Below are 14,878 nucleotides of genomic sequence, written 5' to 3'. Positions count from 1 at the left end.
GAGGGGTTAGGGCCTACGCCGCCTTGCGGTCGTAGTGGACGGCGTCGAGCTCGCGGGTCAGCGCGTCGATCGCCGCATCGGGGGTGTCGACCCCGGCATGATATTTGTCGTGAAGCTCAGCCTCGCGCGCGGTCAGCTCCCGAAAATAGCTGATCGACAGGCGGCGGCCGAAGACGTCGTCGCCGCGCATCTTCAATTCGGGCTCGGCGCCGTCCGGCAGGCTGTCGCGGATCGCGACCAGCGTGTTGATCAGCCGATCGAGCGACGTGTGATCGCTGATGTCGATGAAGTCCTTGACGCGGGTGCGCATGGCCAACTCTCCTCCCCACTACTCCCGTGGGCGGTTTCTGCGCCGCGCGATTCCACGACGCAATCGAGAATTGGCACTTATCCCCAGCCGAGTTACGACCGTCTGAACACCCCAGCCAAAAAGGGTTCAGCTTCGTGGTCGATCACAGTGACTTGACGCTTACCGCCGGGACGCTCCACCTGGAGCTAAGTCCTTCGATTGGCGGGTCAATTCGGAACTTCACGCAAGTAGTGGGCGGGCGGCGGACGCCGCTATTGCGCGAAAGTCACAGCGACAAGCGAACCGTGCTCGAGCATGCCTGCTTCCCGCTAGTGCCCTACGTCAATCGCATCCGCGGGGGCGAATTTGAGTTCAGGGGCGAAACGATCCGGCTCGCGCCGAACATGGCGGGCGACCCGAGCCCGCTGCACGGGCAGGGGTGGCTGGGAGAATGGTCGGTCGAGAGCGCGGGGGCGGCGGACGCCGAGCTGTTCTTCCGCCACGAGGCGGGGGAGTGGCCGTGGGCCTATGAGGCGCTGCAGACCTTTGCGCTCGATCCTCAAGGGCTGAGCGTGCGGCTGCAGTGCCGTAATCGGTCGCACCGGCCGATGCCGTGCGGGCTGGGCTTGCACCCTTACTTTCCGTGCGATGGCGGGACCCGGCTCGATACGGTGGTCAAGACGGTGTGGGAGATCGACGAAAACGTCTTGCCCACTCGCGAGGTGCCGGCGGAGGGGCGCTACGACCTGCGCGATCGGGCGGTGTGCGGGCAGGGCCTCGACCACGGTTTCGGCGGGTGGGGCGGCGAGGCGCGGATGTGGGAGGAGGGCGGTGAGCGGCGGCTCATCATGTCGTCGCCCGATGCGCATTTCTTCCAGCTCTATTCGCCGCCGACCGGGGGGATTTACGTCGCCGAGCCGGTCACCCACGCCAATGCGGCATTGAACGCGCCCGAGGAGCGCTGGCCCGAGCTGGGGATGCGGGTGCTGGGGCCGGGCGAGGACGTGACGCTGAGGATGCGGATCGAAGTTGCGCACGGCTGATTGGCACGCCGGTTAGGAAAGCCTAAGTTTCTGATCGGGTATCGATCGCGTGGTGCAACGTTTCTCTCCTCTGACCCCGCGCGACCGCGCGAGCGCGCTGGCGGCCGTGGTGCTGATCCAGCTGGCGATGCTGGCCGCGCTGATCGCGTCTGGCCGGGTCACGCTGACCAGCACGGTCGAGCCGCCGCCGATCGAGAGCTTCGAGGTGCGCGCGCCGGCGGTGCCGCCGCTCCAGCATCGCGCGCGCCCGCTGCCCAAGGCGGCGCAGCCCGAGGCCGAGGCGAGCGCGGTCAACCTGCGCAGCGTTGCGACCCCGGTCGCCACGCCGGTGCCGGTGGTCAGCCCGCCGGTCATCCCGCAGATCGCGGTGAGCGACGTGCCGCTGATCGGCAACGCGGCGACGCAGGGCGCGGCCGACGTGGCGGGGCCGGGCTCCGGGGCCGGCGGGGTCGGCGTGGGCACGGGCGCAGGCAATGGCGGAAATGGCGCCGGTCAGGGCGGCGGCGGGGGCATCGCCAGCGGGCCGCGCCAGATCGCCGGGTCGATCACCCGCCGCGACTATCCCGCCGAATTGCGCGACCGCGACATCCCCTATGAGGAAGTGGCGCTTCAATATCGGGTCGGGGCCGACGGCTATGTCCGCGGCTGCGAGGTGGTGCGCTCGAGCGGGTCGCCGCTGCTCGACCAGCGGACCTGCGCGCTTTACGAGCAGCGCTATCGCTACCTGCCGGCGCGCGATGCTGGCGGCCAGCCGGTCGAGATCACCATTCGCGCGATCCGCAGCTGGTCGCTCTACCGCTAGATCAGCGGCGTTCCTTGCGGATCGTCTCGTCGAGCCACGCCACCCGCAACCCAAGCTTATGCACCTCGAGGTGGTTGAGGACGGTCATCCCGTCGGGTTGGAGCGCCAGCTCCTGCGTGACCTTGAGGCCCTTCTTCATTGCATAACGGACCTCGGCGCGGGGGCCCTCGACGGTCAGCTCGACCGGGCCGACCGCCTCGGTCAGGCTGCCGGTGAAGCGGCCGGGGCCGGCGGGGCGCATGATCCACTCGCGCGTGCGCGGGGCCTTGCCTTCCTCGGCGATGCGCTGAGTGAGGAGGAGGCCGCCGTCGGGCAGGCGGCGCCCGCTGCTGTCGACCTGGACGCCGTGCGGGCTCGACAGGACTTCGTGGAACTGGCCGTCGCCGTGACTGCTGCCGGTGAAGAAAGCGATCGGATCGAGCGACGCGGTCGCAGTGGCGGGAAGCTGCACTTCGGTGCAGCCGGCGAGCGCGACGAGCGCGGACGTGGCGAAAATCTGACGCATACGACCCCAAGAACGCACGAAGGCGCGGTTCAGCCCGAGCGTCCCGCGACGAGTGCGTCGACCACCGAGGGATCGGCGAGCGTCGAGGTGTCGCCGAGCGCCCCCAGGTCGCCTTCGGCGATCTTGCGGAGGATGCGGCGCATGATCTTGCCGCTGCGGGTCTTGGGCAAGGCGGGGGTGAACTGGATGCGCTCGGGGATGGCGAGCGCGCCGATATGCTTGCGGACCTCGGCGTTCAATTCCTGGCGGAGGGTGTCGGAGCCTTCGGTGCCGGCGGTCAGGGTGACGAAGGCGTGGATCGCCTGGCCCTTGATGTCGTGGGGGACGGGGACGACTGCCGCCTCGGCGACCGCGGGATGCTCGACCAAAGCACTTTCGACCTCGGCGGTGCCGACCCGGTGGCCCGAGACGTTGATGACGTCGTCGACCCGCCCGGTGATCCAGTAATAGCCATCCTCGTCGCGGCGGCAGCCGTCGCCGGTGAAGTAGAGCCCGGGGTAAGCGGTGAAATAGGTCTGGAAGAAGCGCTCGTGGTCGCCCCAGACGGTGCGCATCTGTCCCGGCCAAGAGACCGGGATGCACAGATTGCCGCTGGCCGGGCCAGTGAGGACGTTGTGCTCGGCGTCGAGCAGGAGGAGCTCGATCCCGGGGAGCGGCTGGGTGGCCGAGCCGGGCTTGGTCGGGGTAGCGCCGGGGAGGGGCGAGATGAGCGCGCCGCCGGTCTCGGTCTGCCACCAGGTGTCGACGATCGGGCAGCGGCCCTCGCCGACGACCTCGTTATACCAGTTCCACGCCTCGGGATTGATCGGCTCGCCGACCGTGCCGAGCAACCGGATGCTCTGGCGGCTGTGCGCCTTCACCGGGGCGTCGCCCTCGCGCATCAGCGCGCGGATGGCGGTCGGCGCGGTGTAGAAGATGGTGACGCCGAGGCGGTCGCAGGTCTCCCAGAAGCGGCCGAAGTCGGGGTAGTTGGGGACGCCGTCGAACATCACGCTGGTCGCGCCGTTCATCAGCGGGCCGTAGACCACATAGGTGTGGCCGGTGATCCAGCCGATGTCGGCGGTACACCAGAAGATGTCGTTGTCGGTGGCGCCGAAAATCCAGTCGAAGGTGGTCGCCGCCCACACGCTGTAGCCGCCGACGGTGTGGACGACGCCCTTGGGTTTGCCGGTCGAGCCCGAGGTGTAGAGGATGAACAGCGGGTCCTCGGCGTCCATCGCTTCGGGCTCAGCCTCGGTGGCGAGGCTGTCGCGGACGGTGGAATAGTCGAGGTCGCGGCCGTGCGTCATCGGCACCTCGGCGCCGGTGCGGCGGATGACGATGACGCTGCGGATGCCCACGCTTTGTTCGAGCGCCTTGTCGACGTTGGCTTTCAGCGGGATGACCTTGCCGCCGCGGACGCCCTGGTCGGCGGTGATCAGCGCGACCGCGCCGCAGTCGGCGATGCGGCCGGCGAGGCTTTCGGGGCTGAAGCCGCCGAACACCACCGAATGGACCGCGCCGATCCGCGCGCAGGCGAGCATCGCCGCCGCCGCCTCGGGGATCATCGGCAAATAGATCATCACCCGGTCGCCGCGGCCGACGCCCTGCTGGCGCAGCAGGTTGGCGAAGCGGCAGGTCTCTTCGTGGAGCGCGCGGTAGGTCCAGGCGTGGCCGGTGCCGGGCTCGTCGGGCTCGAAGATCAGGGCGGTCTTGTCGCCGTGGGCGGCGAGGTGACGGTCGAGGCAGTTGACCGAGAGGTTCAACTGCCCGTCGGCATACCAGCGAATGTGGAAGTCGTCCTTGGCGAAGCTCCAGTCGCCCGCCTGAGTGGGTGCGCGCGACCAGTCGAGCCGGCGCGCTTGCTCCAGCCAGAAGCCGTCGGGGTCGCGCGCATAGTGGTCGCGCAGGGCAGCCGCCTCGTCCGGCCCGATCCGTGCCTTGAAATGCTCCGGGACCGGGTGGACGGTGGCGGTCATGCCTGCGGTTTCTCCAGCGTGCTCATGTCGATCACGAAGCGATAGCGGACGTCGTTCTTGAGCAGGCGCTCATAGGCGTCGTTGACCTGGTCCATCCGGATCGTCTCGATCTCGGGATAGATGCCCTTGGCGGCGCAGAAGTCGAGCATCTCCTGCGTCTCGGGGATGCCGCCGATCGCCGAGCCGCCGACCGCGCGGTTCCAGAAGACGAGCTTGCCGCCGGTGAAGGGTGGCATCTCCATCAGCGCGCCGACGATCACCATCCGCCCCGAGCGGCCGAGCAGTTCGAGATAGGGGTCGATCTCGTGGCTGACGGGGATCGTGTTCAAGATGAAGTCGAAGCGGGTCGCGGCGGCCTTCATCTGCGCCTTGTCGGTCGAGATTATGACGTCGTGCGCGCCCAACGCGCGGGCGTCCTCGCCCTTGGCCGGGGTGGTGGTGATCATGGTGACGTGCGCGCCCAAGGCGGCGGCGAGCTTGACCCCCATGTGGCCGAGGCCGCCGAGGCCGACGACGGCGACCTTGCTGTTGGGGCCGACGTCATATTGGCGCAGCGGCGAGTAAGTGGTGATGCCGGCGCACAGCAGCGGGGCGACGCGGCTGACGTCCATGCCGGCGGGGACCTTGAGGACGAAGTGGTCGCGGACGACGATATGGTCGGTGTAGCCGCCCTTGCTGACGGTGCCGTCGTGATAGTCCTTGCTGTTGTAGGTCTGGACGCAGCCCTTGCGGCAGAAGATCTCCCACCCCTCGAGGCACTGGTCGCACTCCATGCAGCTGTCGACCATGCAACCGACCGCGACGGTGTCGCCGACGCGGTGGCGGGTGACCTCGGCGCCGATCGCGGTGACGGTGCCGACGATCTCATGGCCGGGGATGACGGGGTAGCGGGTGCCGCGCCAGTCGTTGCGGCAGGTGTGGAGGTCCGAGTGGCAGATGCCCGCGTGGCTGATGTCGATCGCGACGTCGTTCGGGCGGAGGTCGCGGCGCTCGAAGGCGATCGGCTTCAAGGGCTGGTCGGGGGCGTCGGTGCCCCAGCCGATGGCGGCGGTTCCCATGGGTGGTCCTATTCTGTCGGAGGAGTGGTCCGGGCGAGAACGCGCTGGGCCTGGAGAAGATGCGGGCGGTCGATCATCCGGCCGTCCAAACTGAGCACCCCGGCGTCGGGCTGGGCGGCGAAGGCGTCGACCACCGCCTGGGCGTGGGCGACTTCGTCGGCGCCGGGGGTGAAAGCCTCGTTGATCGGGCCGACCTGCGCCGGGTGGATGGCGAGCTTGCCGTCGAACCCTTCGCGCGCCGCGGCGAGCGTCTCGAGGATGAGGCCAGGCTCGTCGCGATAGTCGGTGAAGACGGTGTCGATCGCCGCGACCCCGGCGGCGCGGGCGCCGGCGAGGCAGAGCGAGCGGGCGAGCCGGTAGGTGAAAGAGAGCGCGCCGTCCTCGTCGGTCTTGGCGCTCGCGCCGAGGTCGGCGGAGAGGTCCTCGGCGCCCCAGCTCATCGCGCTCAAGGCATTCTGGCCGCGGTAGCTGAGCAAGCCGAACAGGCTGGCGGCGGTCTCGGTGACGATGGCGTGGATGGGAATGTTGCCGGTGCGGTGGGCGAGGGTCTCGACGTCGGCGCCGCTCTCGGCCTTGGGGAGGACGATGCCGTGGACCGCGGCATTGCCGAGGATGTCGAGGTCGTCCTTGTGCCACTCGCTGGTGAGGGGGTTGATGCGGACCCAAAGCTGGCTGCGCTCGGACGGGCCGAGGCCTTTGACGATGTCGCGGGCGCGCGGCTTCTCGGACGGGGCGACGCTGTCCTCAAGGTCGAAGATGATCGCGTCGGCGCCGCAGTCGAGCGCGCGGGCGATCTTCTTTTCGCTGTCGGCGGGGACGAACAGCCAGCTGCGCGGGGCGGGGCCGCTCATGCCGCGGGCTTCTTGTGGAGCATGGCGGTGCGCTGCATCGTGCAGACGGTTTCGCCGCGCTGGTTGATCGCGCGATGCTCCCAGGTGACGAGGCCGGCGGTCGGGCGCGAGTTGCTTTCGCGCAAGGCGACCGCCTCGCTCTCGACCCGCAGCGTGTCGCCGACGAAGACGGGCTTGGGGAATTTGACCGCGTCGAAGCCGAGGTTGGCGACGAGCACGCCCATGGTGGTCTCGGCGACCGAGACCCCGACCACTAGGCTGAAGGTGAAGCAGCTGTTGACGAGGATCTGGCCGAACTCGCTTGCCCTGGCGGCCTCGGCGTCGAGGTGGAGCGGCTGCGGGTTGTGGGTCAGCGTCGAGATGAGGAGGTTGTCGGTCTCGGTGACCGTGCGGGTGATCGGGTGGGCGACCGTGTCGCCGACCTGCCATTCGTCGAAATAGCGTCCGGGCATGGCTCCCGCTTAGGCGAGCCGTGCCCCGATTGCCAACCTGCTAGAGAATCCCGCCAGTCCGCTGGAGGCGGCCGCGCAGGTCGGGCATCAGTACCCGCCCGACCGCGGCCTCGGGATCGGCCGAGCGGAGCACGACGGCGAGCTGGCCGAGCGCCTGGCCGACCGCGTCGATGGTCGCGAGCGAGGCGCCGTGGCGGAAGGCGGTGACGCTGTCTCGCGACAGGTTGCCGCGCGCGCCGTCGATCTGGCGCCAGGCGAATTCGAGCTCGTCGGAGATGCGCTGGAGGAGGACATTATCGGTCGGATCGAGGACCGGGTCCTCATGCCGCCAGGCGGTGCGGCGGATCGAGCGGCGCTCGGGCGCGACCGCGATCACGGCGTGCTGACGGAATTGTTCGGGCGAGCGGAAACGGACCACCTTGCTCATATGTCGGGCGACTCCAGTCGGTTGGCACGCCCCCCGGCGCGCCCTTCGATTGTAGGAAAAATTTGCCGCTTCGTTTCGCTACCGAATGAATTTTCAGACGAGCAGTTCGGCGATCGCCTCGGTGATGGCGTCGCCGTCGAGCCGGTAGGCGGCGTAGAGGTCGGGGAGGTTGCCGGTCTGGCCGAACCGCTCGACCCCGAGCGGGGCGACGCGCTGGCCGAGAACGCCGCCGAGCCACGACAGTGAGGCGGGGGCGGCGTCGCACAAGGTGACGAGGCCCGCGCCGCGCGAGAGGCGGCCGAGCAGGCGCTCGGCATGGCTGGGGTCGCGGCGGCCCTGCCAGCGGGCGGCCTGCGCCGCGGTCCAGCCGCGGTGGAGGAGGTCGGGCGAGGTGACCGAGAGAAGGCCGAGGCCGGGGACGTCGGCGCTCAGCTCCTCCCAGGCGGCGAGCGCCTCGGGCATGACCGCGCCCATCGCGACGATCGCGGCTTCGCTATTGGGCCCGGGTTCGCGCAGCCAGTAGGCGCCTTGCAGCGCGTCGGCCTGCCAGCCGTCGCCGTCGCGCTCGGGCTGGACGAGGTTGCGGGTGGAGAGGCGGAGGTAGGTGCTCTCGCCTTGGGGATCGTCGATCAGCCGCAACGCCTCGTGCATGAACAGGGCGAGCTCGTCGGCGAAGGCGGGCTCGTAATGGCGCAGGCCCGGCTGGCCGAGCGCGATCAGCGGCGGATTGATCGACTGGTGCGCGCCGCCCTCGGGCCCGAGGGTGAGGCCGCTCGGGGTGGCGACGAGGAGGAAGCGGGCGTCCTGGTAGCAGGCGTAGTTGAGCGCATCGAGGCCACGGGCGATGAACGGGTCGTAGAGCGTCCCGATCGGCACCAGCCGCTGGCCGAACAGGTCGCCCGCGAGGCCCGCGGCGGCGAGCATCAGGAACAGGTTGCTCTCGGCGATGCCCAGTTCGACGTGCTGGCCGGTGGCGGTCATCCCCCATTTCTGTGCGCTGGGGATCCTGGCCTTGGCGAAGGCGTCGGCGACCTCGCGGCGGCGGAACAGCCCGCGCTGGTTCACGAAGGCGCCGAGGTTGGTCGAGACGGTGACGTCGGGCGAGGTGGTGAGGATGCGGTCGGCGAGCGGGTGACCCGACTTGGCGAGGTCGAGGAGGATGCGGCCGAAGGCGGCCTGGGTGCTCTGCTCCTCGCCGGCGGGGGCGGGGATGGCGGGGATGGCGAGCTGGCCGAAGGAGCGCGGGCGCTTGTCGCGGGCGATGCGGGCGTCGGCGAGCAGCGCCTCGACCCCGGCGCGGGCATTGCCGCCCAAGGAGCCGAGCGGCTCCCACTCGGTGCCTTCGGCGATGCCCATCTGGTCGCGGAGCGCGCTCATCTGGGTCGGGTTCATGAGGCCCGCGTGATTGTCCTTGTGGCCCGCGAAGGGGAGGCCGAAGCCCTTGATCGTCCAGGCGATGAACAGGGTGGGCACGTCGTCGGTGCTGGCGGCGTCGAATGCTTCGACCAGCGTTTTCATGCAGTGGCCGCCAAGGTCGGCCATCAGGCTGCCGAGCTGGGCGTCGTCGTGGCCGGCGAGAAAGGGGGCGGCCTGATCGCCGAGCTCGGCCTCGAGGCGGGCGCGCCAGGCGGCGCCGCCCTGATAGGTCAGGGCGCTATGGTCGGCGTTGGGGAGGCGGTCGAGCCAGTCGGCGACCGCCGGCTGCTCGGCGAGCGCGGCGCTGAGGCGCTTGCCGTAGCGCAGCTCGACCGTGCGCCAGCCGCATGCCTGGAAGATGTCGTCGAACCGCTCGAACATGCGGTCGGTGCTGGTCGCGTCGAGGCTCTGGCGGTTGTAGTCGACGATCCACCACAGGTTGCGGACGTCGTGCTTGGCGCCCTCGATCAGCGCCTCGTAGATGTTGCCTTCGTCGAGCTCGGCATCGCCGATCAGCGAGACGAAGCGGCCGCGATCTTCGTCCGCCAGCCAGCCGCGCGCGCTCAGCCAATCCTGGACCAGGCTGGCGAAGGCGGTGATGGCGACGCCGAGGCCCACCGAGCCGGTCGAGAAGTCGACGGGGATGCGGTCCTTGGTGCGGCTGGGGTAGCTCTGCATCCCGCCGAAGCCGCGGAAATTCTCGAGCTGCACGCGGGTCTGGCTGCCGAGCAGATAGTGGATCGCGTGGAGGACGGGGCCGGCGTGGGGCTTCACCGCGACCCGGTCGTTGGGGCCGAGCGCATGGAAGTAGAGCGCGGCCATGATCGCGGTCATCGAGGCGCAGCTCGCCTGGTGGCCGCCGACCTTGAGGCCGTCGGGGCTGTCGCGCAGGTGGTTGGCGTGGTGGATGGTCCAGGCGCTGAGCCAGCGCAGCCGCTCCTCGACGGCCTTCAAGGCGGCAAGGTCGGCGGGCGGCGCGGCGGGCTTGAGCATGGGGGAAGCGCCTAGCCGCCGGGGCCAGCAAGGCCAAGCGGGCAATCGGAACCACCGCGGCGGCGCGTGGTTGCATCACTGCCAGGAAACCCCGGGAGATCAGCGAAAATGCGTGCCCTTGCCCTAATGATGACCGCCGGCCTCGCGCTGGCCGGCTGCAACACGATGAACCGCGACGACCCCATGGCGCCGGCCGGGCCGATGGCCCCGGGCGGAGCGATGGCGGGTGATCCGTCGAACCCGCTGATGGCGTCAGGCTATGTGCCGATGGCCGCTAGCGGCGACCAGTTCGAGATCCAGGCGAGCCAGCTGGCGCTGACCGCCTCGGCCAACACCCCGCTCAAGAATTACGCCAACATGATGATTGCTGCACATCAGCAGACCTCGGCCGCGCTGATGTCGGCGACTCAGAGCGCCGGGCTGCCGCCGCCGCCGATGACGATGCTGCCGCAGCAGCAGCAGATGCTCGACCAGCTGCGCGCCGCCGGCTCGGGCCAGGCGTTCGATGATGCCTATAAGGCGATGCAGATCCAGGCCCACCAGGCGGCGCTGCAACTCAATCAGAACTATGCCGCGAGCGGGGATGTGCCTGCGCTGCGGCAGAATGCGGCGGCGGCGGTGCCGCTGATCCAGCAGCATCTGGCCGAAGCGCAGGCGCTCAACACGACCGCGCCGATGATGAGCCCGATGGGCAGCGCCCCGATGGCGCCCGCCCCGGCGCCGACCCGGCCGGGCGAGCGCGGCTAGGTCAGCCTTCCGTCCCGTCCAGTCGCGCGTCGAAGCGTTGCTGGGCGGCGCGGATGCAGGCGATGTGCGCCATCGCCCAGCGGCCGAGCGCCTCGACCGGCTCCTTGAGCGAGCCGCCAAGCTCGGTCAGCGCATAGGTGACGCGCGGGGGGACGGTCGGCTCGACGGTGCGGCTGACGAGGCCGTCGCGCTCGAGGCTGCGCAAGCTCAGCGTCAGCATCCGCTGGCTGATCCCGTCGATCTGGCGCTTCAATTCGTTGAAGCGGCGCGGGCCCTCGCCGAGGATCATCACGATCAGCATCGACCATTTGTCGCCGACCCGATTGAGGACCGGCGAGACGTTGCGGCAGCCGGCGGATTCGAGCTGTAATTCGAGCTCGGTGTCGTTCTGCGCGGCGTGGGCGGTTACAGCCATGTGCCCCGATACCCTTTCTGTGCCTTCTTGTCGGCACGATTTCGGCGGTTACCTTTCGTGCCTAGGTAATGCTTCGTTACCAGATAACCAAGGGTGACTACCATGAGCCGCATTCTTCGCATCGACAGCAGCATCACCGGCGAGCACAGCGTGAGCCGCCAGTTGACCGCGCATATCGTTAAGCAGCTGACCGCCAGCGATCCGAGCGCCGAGGTGGTCGAGCGCGACCTGACCGCCGACCCGCTGCCGCACCTGACGCTCGAGCATCTCGGTCCCAATGCCGAGCTCGACGCCTTCATGGCCGCCGACACGGTGGTGATCGGGGCGCCGATGTATAATTTCACGCTGCCGACGCAGCTGAAGGCCTGGCTCGACCGGATCGTGTCGAACGGGACGACCTTCCGCTACTCGGCCGAGGGCAAGCCCGAGGGGCTCGCCGGCGGCAAGCGGGTGATCGTCGCGCTGAGCCGCGGCGGGGTGTACGGGGCCGAGCTGGGCAATGCCGATTTCGAGCATCTCGAAAGCTATCTGCGGATCATCTTCGCCTTCATCGGCATCACGCCCGAGTTCGTCCGTGCCGACGGGCTGAACCTGGGCGCCGAGGCGAAGAGCCGCGGGGTCGAACAGGCGCTCGGCGAGGTCGAGCGGCTGGCGGCCTGAGCCAGCGCGCTCAAGCCCGCCCGGGTCAGGCCGAGCGGGCCAGCAGCACGGAGTAACGGAGACCGTCGGGCGCGTAGTCGAGTGCGACTTCGCGCCCGGCGCGGTGGAGCAGGCGGGTGCCGAAACCGGTCGCGGTGGGCGGCACCGCCGGCGGCCCGCCGCTCTCCTCCCAACTGAAGCGCAGCCACTCGCCGGCGTCGGCGGTGCGGATGGTGACCAGTCCCGCGGGGGTCGACCAGGCGCCATATTTGACCGCGTTGGTGCCGAGTTCGTGGATCGCCATCGCCAGCGAGATGACCTGGCTGTCGGTGATCAGGCAGGTGGTGCAGTCGTGGCGGATGTCCATCCGCTGGCTGTCGAACAGCTTGAGCGCGCTCTTCACCACCTCGCGGACGTCGGCGGTCGGCCGGCTGATATGCTCGCTGAGCAATTGATTGGCCTCGACGATGGTCTTGAGGCGGCCGGCGAAGGTGCGGGCGAGGGCGGTGTCGTGGCCGAAGGTCTGGAAGGCGAGGCTCTGGACGATGGTCAGCGCATTCTTGAGGCGGTGCGCCATCTCGCGCGCGAACAGCTCGGCCTGCTCGGTCTCTCGCGCCAGCACCTCGAGTTCGCGGCGGTAGCGCTGGCGCTCGCTCGAGCGGAAGAAGGAGGTGGTGGTGACGATCACCAGCGCGATCACGCTGAAGCCGAGCAGCTGGACCCAGCCGTTGACCGACGAATCCCATCGCTCGGAGTTGAAGAAGAAATACCAGGACAGCGCGCCGCCGACGATGGCGGTGGTGAGCCCGGCGAGCGTCCCCACCGCGCCGGTGACGATCGCCAGCGCGATGACGGTGGTGACGGTGGGCAGCTGCTGGGGCGGGAGGGGCAGGTGGTAGCGGATGAACACCGCGAGGGCGGCGACGAGGAGGCCGATCGCGACCTCGGCGAGTCCCGAGAATTCGTGCCGCGTGACCAGTCGCCGCGCACCGCGCTCAGGCATGGGCAAGGGGCTCCTCATCGACGCACGACCGCCGCTGCCAAAGCGTGGGCGCGGGCGGCGGTCAATGGGCGCTGTGGGCCAGGCTGAGCGGGTCTGTTCGGCACCGCCGCGGCGGCCGCGCGTTGAGGAGCGCGAGGAGAAAAGGCCATGACCGCATTGTCCGCAGACGAGCGCAACCATCTCGACGACGACAAATTCGCCTTCCCCAAGGAGCGCAAGGAGCCGCTCGAAAATGCGGCCCATGTCCGCAACGCGGTGGCGCGGTTCAACCAGGTCAAGGACGTCAGCGATGCCGAGCGCGACGCGGCGTGGGGCCGGATCGAGCGCGCGGCGAAGAAATATGGGGTCGAGCTGCAGGAAAAGAGCTGGCGCGAGCTCAAGGCGAAGAAGTAAGCAGTTCGCGGGCCCTCTGGCCGCCTGGTCGGCGAGACAGCGAACAAGGCCGCGTTCGTCAGGCGGCCGGCGGAGGCGTGCCGGCCCCTTCTATCTCGGCGGCGCGCTGCTCGTAGGCGGCGGCAAGGCGGAGCAGGGCGGCGATGGTTTCCTCGTCGGCCATGCCCGCGGCGAGGCGACGGCATTTGTCCGCCTTGGCCCGCAGACCGGCCGCCTCCTGTTGCTCTTCCATGCCGCGTCGGTAGCGAGCCGACACTGTGTCGACAAGCCGACGTGTGAAGGAAAACGGGTGCGAGCCAAAATAAGGGAGGGCGAGGCCGTGGCCGCGCCCTCCCCGGGGTTACGCATACTGAGGTGAAACGGTCAGGCGACCTGCGCGAGGAGGGTGGCCGAGCGCCGCTGGCGGCGCATCGCGACCCCCATGCCGCCGAAGCCGAGCAGCATCAGCGCCCAGGTCGACGGCTCGGGGACGGCGGCGGTCGAGGCGAAGGTCCCGAGGCGGCCCGCGCCATAGCTCGTCCCGCCGGCGACCGAGTAACTGAAGCTCTGCGACAGGTTGAGCCGATTGTCGCCGGTGAAGGTGACATTCGGGTTGTACGTCAGCCCGGCGATCGGCGCGTTGAACAGACTGTTGTCGAGCCGGAACTCGAGCGAGTTGGCGGTCGTCGCCACGCTGAACAGCGAGGCGTCGAGCGCGACTTTCGATCCGTTCTCGGGGATGAAGGCGTTGACCCCGTTCTGACCAATTTCGAAGCCGAGATCGGACCCGCTGCGGGTCGCGCGATCGAGGTCGAAGTAGAGGTTCGCGAACGAGCCGACCGCCGAGCCGTCGGTGAGCGTCAGCAGCCCGTAGAGCGAGCCGTTGGTGTCGTTCAATTGGATCGTATAGCCGGCGGTGGCGGTATTACCCGGCGTGCCGAAATTCGACGTCGGTGCATTGGGATCGCTCGCGACCGAGACCCCGCCGGCATATTCGGTGCCACCGGTGTTCTGGCCGTCGACGACCTGGGCCGAGGCGGGGACGGCGGCGAGCGCGAGGGCCGCGCCGAGGATCACGTTACGCATGGTATTCTCTCCTGGAAAAAGGGGGTCAGGCGGCCTGGGCGAGGAGGGCGGAGCCGCGGCGCTGGCGGCGCATCGCGACCCCCATCCCGCCGAAGCCGAACAGCATCAGCGCCCAGGTCGAGGGCTCCGGCACTGCGGCGACGGAGCCGGTGCCGACCTGCGCGAACGAGGTCAGCGTGTTGCCGCCGGCGGTCAGGTCGAGCCGATAGGTAGCGTTGGCGTTGGGGTCGAAGTTGATGTTGCCGAGGTTGAAGAAACCCCCGTTGAGGAAGCCGAAGCCGAGCTGCTCGCTCTGCTGGATGCCGGGCAGCGCGCCGTTGGCGTCGCCAAGCAGCAGGGTGTTGAAGCTGGCAGTGCCGCCGGTGGTGAGGTTGGTCAGCAGGACGTTGGCGTCGGTGAAGCCCGACAGGCCGTAATCGAAGCTGATGTTGCTGGTGCCGAGCGCGAACGAATAGACGCCATTGTCCGAAGCGAGCGCCTGCTGCCCGGTCTGATGGAAGCGGACGGCGGCCTGATTGTCGCCGACGGTCAGCACACTGGCGTTGGCGGGCAGATAATCATTGCCGCTGCCGTAGGTGAAGGCGGTGGTCGGGTTGGCATTGTAGGCGACCGACTGGGCGGCGGCGGGAGCGGCGGAGACGAAGGCCAGGGTGGCGACAAACGCCATGGTTAAGCAACGCATCGAAACATCCTCAGTCTGGGGACGGCCAAACAGCCAGCCCAAGTGGAAACGGTGTCCATCCACCTGCTGGACGGACCTCGCGCTGTCGGACGATGTCGGATGCTTCGATCACTGTTGATCGCGCCGGCCCACACGGGGCC

Annotated in this window: 18 protein-coding genes; 5 read left to right on the top strand and 13 right to left on the bottom strand. The window is 69.1% G+C overall.

Annotation, left to right across the window (positions count from 1 at the left end):
• Positions 1–13: 13 nt before the first annotated feature.
• Entirely contained in the window at positions 14–310 is a 297-nt protein-coding gene (locus tag GCU42_RS07040; protein WP_114226865.1) for a hypothetical protein, read from the bottom strand.
• A gap of 254 nt (positions 311–564) precedes the next feature.
• On the opposite strand from GCU42_RS07040, the gene GCU42_RS07035 reads away from it, so the two are divergent.
• Both GCU42_RS07035 and GCU42_RS15520 read left to right on the top strand, forming a co-directional pair.
• The gene (locus GCU42_RS07035; RefSeq protein ID WP_162789164.1) at positions 565–1,332 is read left to right on the top strand and encodes an aldose 1-epimerase; all 768 of its coding nucleotides are present in this window, start codon (positions 565–567) and stop codon (positions 1,330–1,332) included.
• A gap of 49 nt (positions 1,333–1,381) precedes the next feature.
• Positions 1,382–2,134, top strand: a complete 753-nt coding sequence (locus GCU42_RS15520) for a TonB family protein (protein WP_114226863.1) — start codon at positions 1,382–1,384, stop codon at positions 2,132–2,134.
• Position 2,135: 1 nt separating this feature from the next.
• Here the strand turns inward: GCU42_RS15520 and GCU42_RS07025 are convergent, their stop codons facing one another.
• The 7 genes from GCU42_RS07025 to GCU42_RS06995 all read right to left on the bottom strand — a co-directional run bounded on the left by GCU42_RS07025 (position 2,136) and on the right by GCU42_RS06995 (position 9,794).
• Entirely contained in the window at positions 2,136–2,639 is a 504-nt protein-coding gene (locus GCU42_RS07025) for a DUF3833 family protein (RefSeq protein WP_114226862.1), read from the bottom strand.
• Between the two features lie 29 nt (positions 2,640–2,668).
• Complete coding sequence (gene acs, locus GCU42_RS07020; protein ID WP_114226861.1) at positions 2,669–4,597, bottom strand: acetate--CoA ligase; 1,929 nt, start codon at positions 4,595–4,597, stop codon at positions 2,669–2,671.
• On the bottom strand, positions 4,594–5,655 hold the full coding sequence (locus tag GCU42_RS07015; RefSeq protein ID WP_114226860.1) for an NAD(P)-dependent alcohol dehydrogenase: 1,062 nt from the start codon (positions 5,653–5,655) through the stop codon (positions 4,594–4,596). Before GCU42_RS07015 ends, acs begins: the two co-directional genes overlap by 4 nt.
• A gap of 8 nt (positions 5,656–5,663) precedes the next feature.
• On the bottom strand, positions 5,664–6,506 hold the full coding sequence (locus GCU42_RS07010) for an HpcH/HpaI aldolase/citrate lyase family protein (protein WP_114226859.1): 843 nt from the start codon (positions 6,504–6,506) through the stop codon (positions 5,664–5,666).
• Positions 6,503–6,958, bottom strand: coding sequence for a MaoC family dehydratase (locus GCU42_RS07005; RefSeq protein WP_114226858.1), 456 nt, complete (start codon positions 6,956–6,958; stop codon positions 6,503–6,505). The genes GCU42_RS07010 and GCU42_RS07005 overlap by 4 nt, the downstream gene beginning before the upstream one ends.
• 40 nt (positions 6,959–6,998) lie before the next feature.
• Positions 6,999–7,385 carry a hypothetical protein gene (locus tag GCU42_RS07000; RefSeq protein ID WP_114226857.1) on the bottom strand — a complete coding sequence of 129 codons (387 nt, stop codon included), beginning with the start codon at positions 7,383–7,385 and terminating at the stop codon, positions 6,999–7,001.
• Between the two features lie 93 nt (positions 7,386–7,478).
• Entirely contained in the window at positions 7,479–9,794 is a 2,316-nt protein-coding gene (locus GCU42_RS06995; protein WP_114226856.1) for a transketolase family protein, read from the bottom strand.
• 108 nt (positions 9,795–9,902) lie between these two features.
• Here GCU42_RS06995 and GCU42_RS06990 point away from each other — a divergent pair, with 108 nt between their 5' ends.
• Entirely contained in the window at positions 9,903–10,541 is a 639-nt protein-coding gene (locus tag GCU42_RS06990) for a DUF4142 domain-containing protein (protein WP_114226855.1), read from the top strand.
• Position 10,542: 1 nt separating this feature from the next.
• On the opposite strand, the gene GCU42_RS06985 is transcribed toward GCU42_RS06990, so the two are convergent.
• The gene (locus GCU42_RS06985) at positions 10,543–10,956 is read right to left on the bottom strand and encodes a winged helix-turn-helix transcriptional regulator (RefSeq protein ID WP_114226854.1); all 414 of its coding nucleotides are present in this window, start codon (positions 10,954–10,956) and stop codon (positions 10,543–10,545) included.
• Between the two features lie 102 nt (positions 10,957–11,058).
• On the opposite strand from GCU42_RS06985, the gene GCU42_RS06980 reads away from it, so the two are divergent.
• A complete protein-coding gene (locus tag GCU42_RS06980) occupies positions 11,059–11,616 on the top strand; it encodes an FMN-dependent NADH-azoreductase (RefSeq protein WP_114226853.1) in 558 nt (185 codons plus the stop codon).
• A 25-nt stretch (positions 11,617–11,641) separates the two neighbouring features.
• Here the strand turns inward: GCU42_RS06980 and GCU42_RS06975 are convergent, their stop codons facing one another.
• Positions 11,642–12,598: a sensor histidine kinase gene (locus tag GCU42_RS06975; protein ID WP_114226852.1), complete on the bottom strand. Its 957-nt coding sequence runs from the start codon at positions 12,596–12,598 to the stop codon at positions 11,642–11,644.
• 147 nt (positions 12,599–12,745) lie between these two features.
• Here GCU42_RS06975 and GCU42_RS06970 point away from each other — a divergent pair, with 147 nt between their 5' ends.
• The gene (locus GCU42_RS06970) at positions 12,746–12,991 is read left to right on the top strand and encodes a DUF6582 domain-containing protein (protein WP_114226851.1); all 246 of its coding nucleotides are present in this window, start codon (positions 12,746–12,748) and stop codon (positions 12,989–12,991) included.
• A gap of 58 nt (positions 12,992–13,049) precedes the next feature.
• Here GCU42_RS06970 and GCU42_RS15020 read toward each other — a convergent pair whose 3' ends face one another.
• The 3 genes from GCU42_RS15020 to GCU42_RS06960 form a co-directional block, all read right to left on the bottom strand.
• The gene (locus GCU42_RS15020) at positions 13,050–13,223 is read right to left on the bottom strand and encodes a hypothetical protein (protein WP_162789163.1); all 174 of its coding nucleotides are present in this window, start codon (positions 13,221–13,223) and stop codon (positions 13,050–13,052) included.
• Between the two features lie 131 nt (positions 13,224–13,354).
• Positions 13,355–14,056 (bottom strand): PEPxxWA-CTERM sorting domain-containing protein, encoded by a 702-nt coding sequence (locus GCU42_RS06965; protein WP_114226850.1) that lies wholly within the window; start codon positions 14,054–14,056, stop codon positions 13,355–13,357.
• 25 nt (positions 14,057–14,081) lie between these two features.
• On the bottom strand, positions 14,082–14,723 hold the full coding sequence (locus tag GCU42_RS06960; protein ID WP_246165648.1) for a PEPxxWA-CTERM sorting domain-containing protein: 642 nt from the start codon (positions 14,721–14,723) through the stop codon (positions 14,082–14,084).
• Positions 14,724–14,878 lie beyond the last annotated feature (155 nt).

It is taken from the genome of Sphingomonas ginsengisoli An et al. 2013, from assembly GCF_009363895.1.
Classification (GTDB): domain Bacteria; phylum Pseudomonadota; class Alphaproteobacteria; order Sphingomonadales; family Sphingomonadaceae; genus Sphingomicrobium; species Sphingomicrobium ginsengisoli.
The sequence above is the reverse complement of the archived record's forward strand: the minus strand, read 5'-3'. Positions and strand labels throughout refer to the sequence as shown.

Bases quoted from the DNA above. Each gene is read 5' to 3' on its own strand.
- GCU42_RS07040 (WP_114226865.1), bottom strand. From the start codon at position 310: ATGCGCACCCGCGTCAAGGACTTCATCGACATCAGCGATCACACGTCG.
- GCU42_RS07025 (WP_114226862.1), bottom strand. From the start codon at position 2,639: ATGCGTCAGATTTTCGCCACGTCCGCGCTCGTCGCGCTCGCCGGCTGC.
- acs (WP_114226861.1), bottom strand. From the start codon at position 4,597: ATGACCGCCACCGTCCACCCGGTCCCGGAGCATTTCAAGGCACGGATC.
- GCU42_RS07015 (WP_114226860.1), bottom strand. From the start codon at position 5,655: ATGGGAACCGCCGCCATCGGCTGGGGCACCGACGCCCCCGACCAGCCC.
- GCU42_RS07010 (WP_114226859.1), bottom strand. From the start codon at position 6,506: ATGAGCGGCCCCGCCCCGCGCAGCTGGCTGTTCGTCCCCGCCGACAGC.
- GCU42_RS07005 (WP_114226858.1), bottom strand. From the start codon at position 6,958: ATGCCCGGACGCTATTTCGACGAATGGCAGGTCGGCGACACGGTCGCC.
- GCU42_RS07000 (WP_114226857.1), bottom strand. From the start codon at position 7,385: ATGAGCAAGGTGGTCCGTTTCCGCTCGCCCGAACAATTCCGTCAGCAC.
- GCU42_RS06995 (WP_114226856.1), bottom strand. From the start codon at position 9,794: ATGCTCAAGCCCGCCGCGCCGCCCGCCGACCTTGCCGCCTTGAAGGCC.
- GCU42_RS06990 (WP_114226855.1), top strand. From the start codon at position 9,903: ATGCGTGCCCTTGCCCTAATGATGACCGCCGGCCTCGCGCTGGCCGGC.
- GCU42_RS06985 (WP_114226854.1), bottom strand. From the start codon at position 10,956: ATGGCTGTAACCGCCCACGCCGCGCAGAACGACACCGAGCTCGAATTA.
- GCU42_RS06980 (WP_114226853.1), top strand. From the start codon at position 11,059: ATGAGCCGCATTCTTCGCATCGACAGCAGCATCACCGGCGAGCACAGC.
- GCU42_RS06975 (WP_114226852.1), bottom strand. From the start codon at position 12,598: ATGCCTGAGCGCGGTGCGCGGCGACTGGTCACGCGGCACGAATTCTCG.
- GCU42_RS06970 (WP_114226851.1), top strand. From the start codon at position 12,746: ATGACCGCATTGTCCGCAGACGAGCGCAACCATCTCGACGACGACAAA.
- GCU42_RS15020 (WP_162789163.1), bottom strand. From the start codon at position 13,223: ATGGAAGAGCAACAGGAGGCGGCCGGTCTGCGGGCCAAGGCGGACAAA.
- GCU42_RS06965 (WP_114226850.1), bottom strand. From the start codon at position 14,056: ATGCGTAACGTGATCCTCGGCGCGGCCCTCGCGCTCGCCGCCGTCCCC.
- GCU42_RS06960 (WP_246165648.1), bottom strand. From the start codon at position 14,723: ATGGCGTTTGTCGCCACCCTGGCCTTCGTCTCCGCCGCTCCCGCCGCC.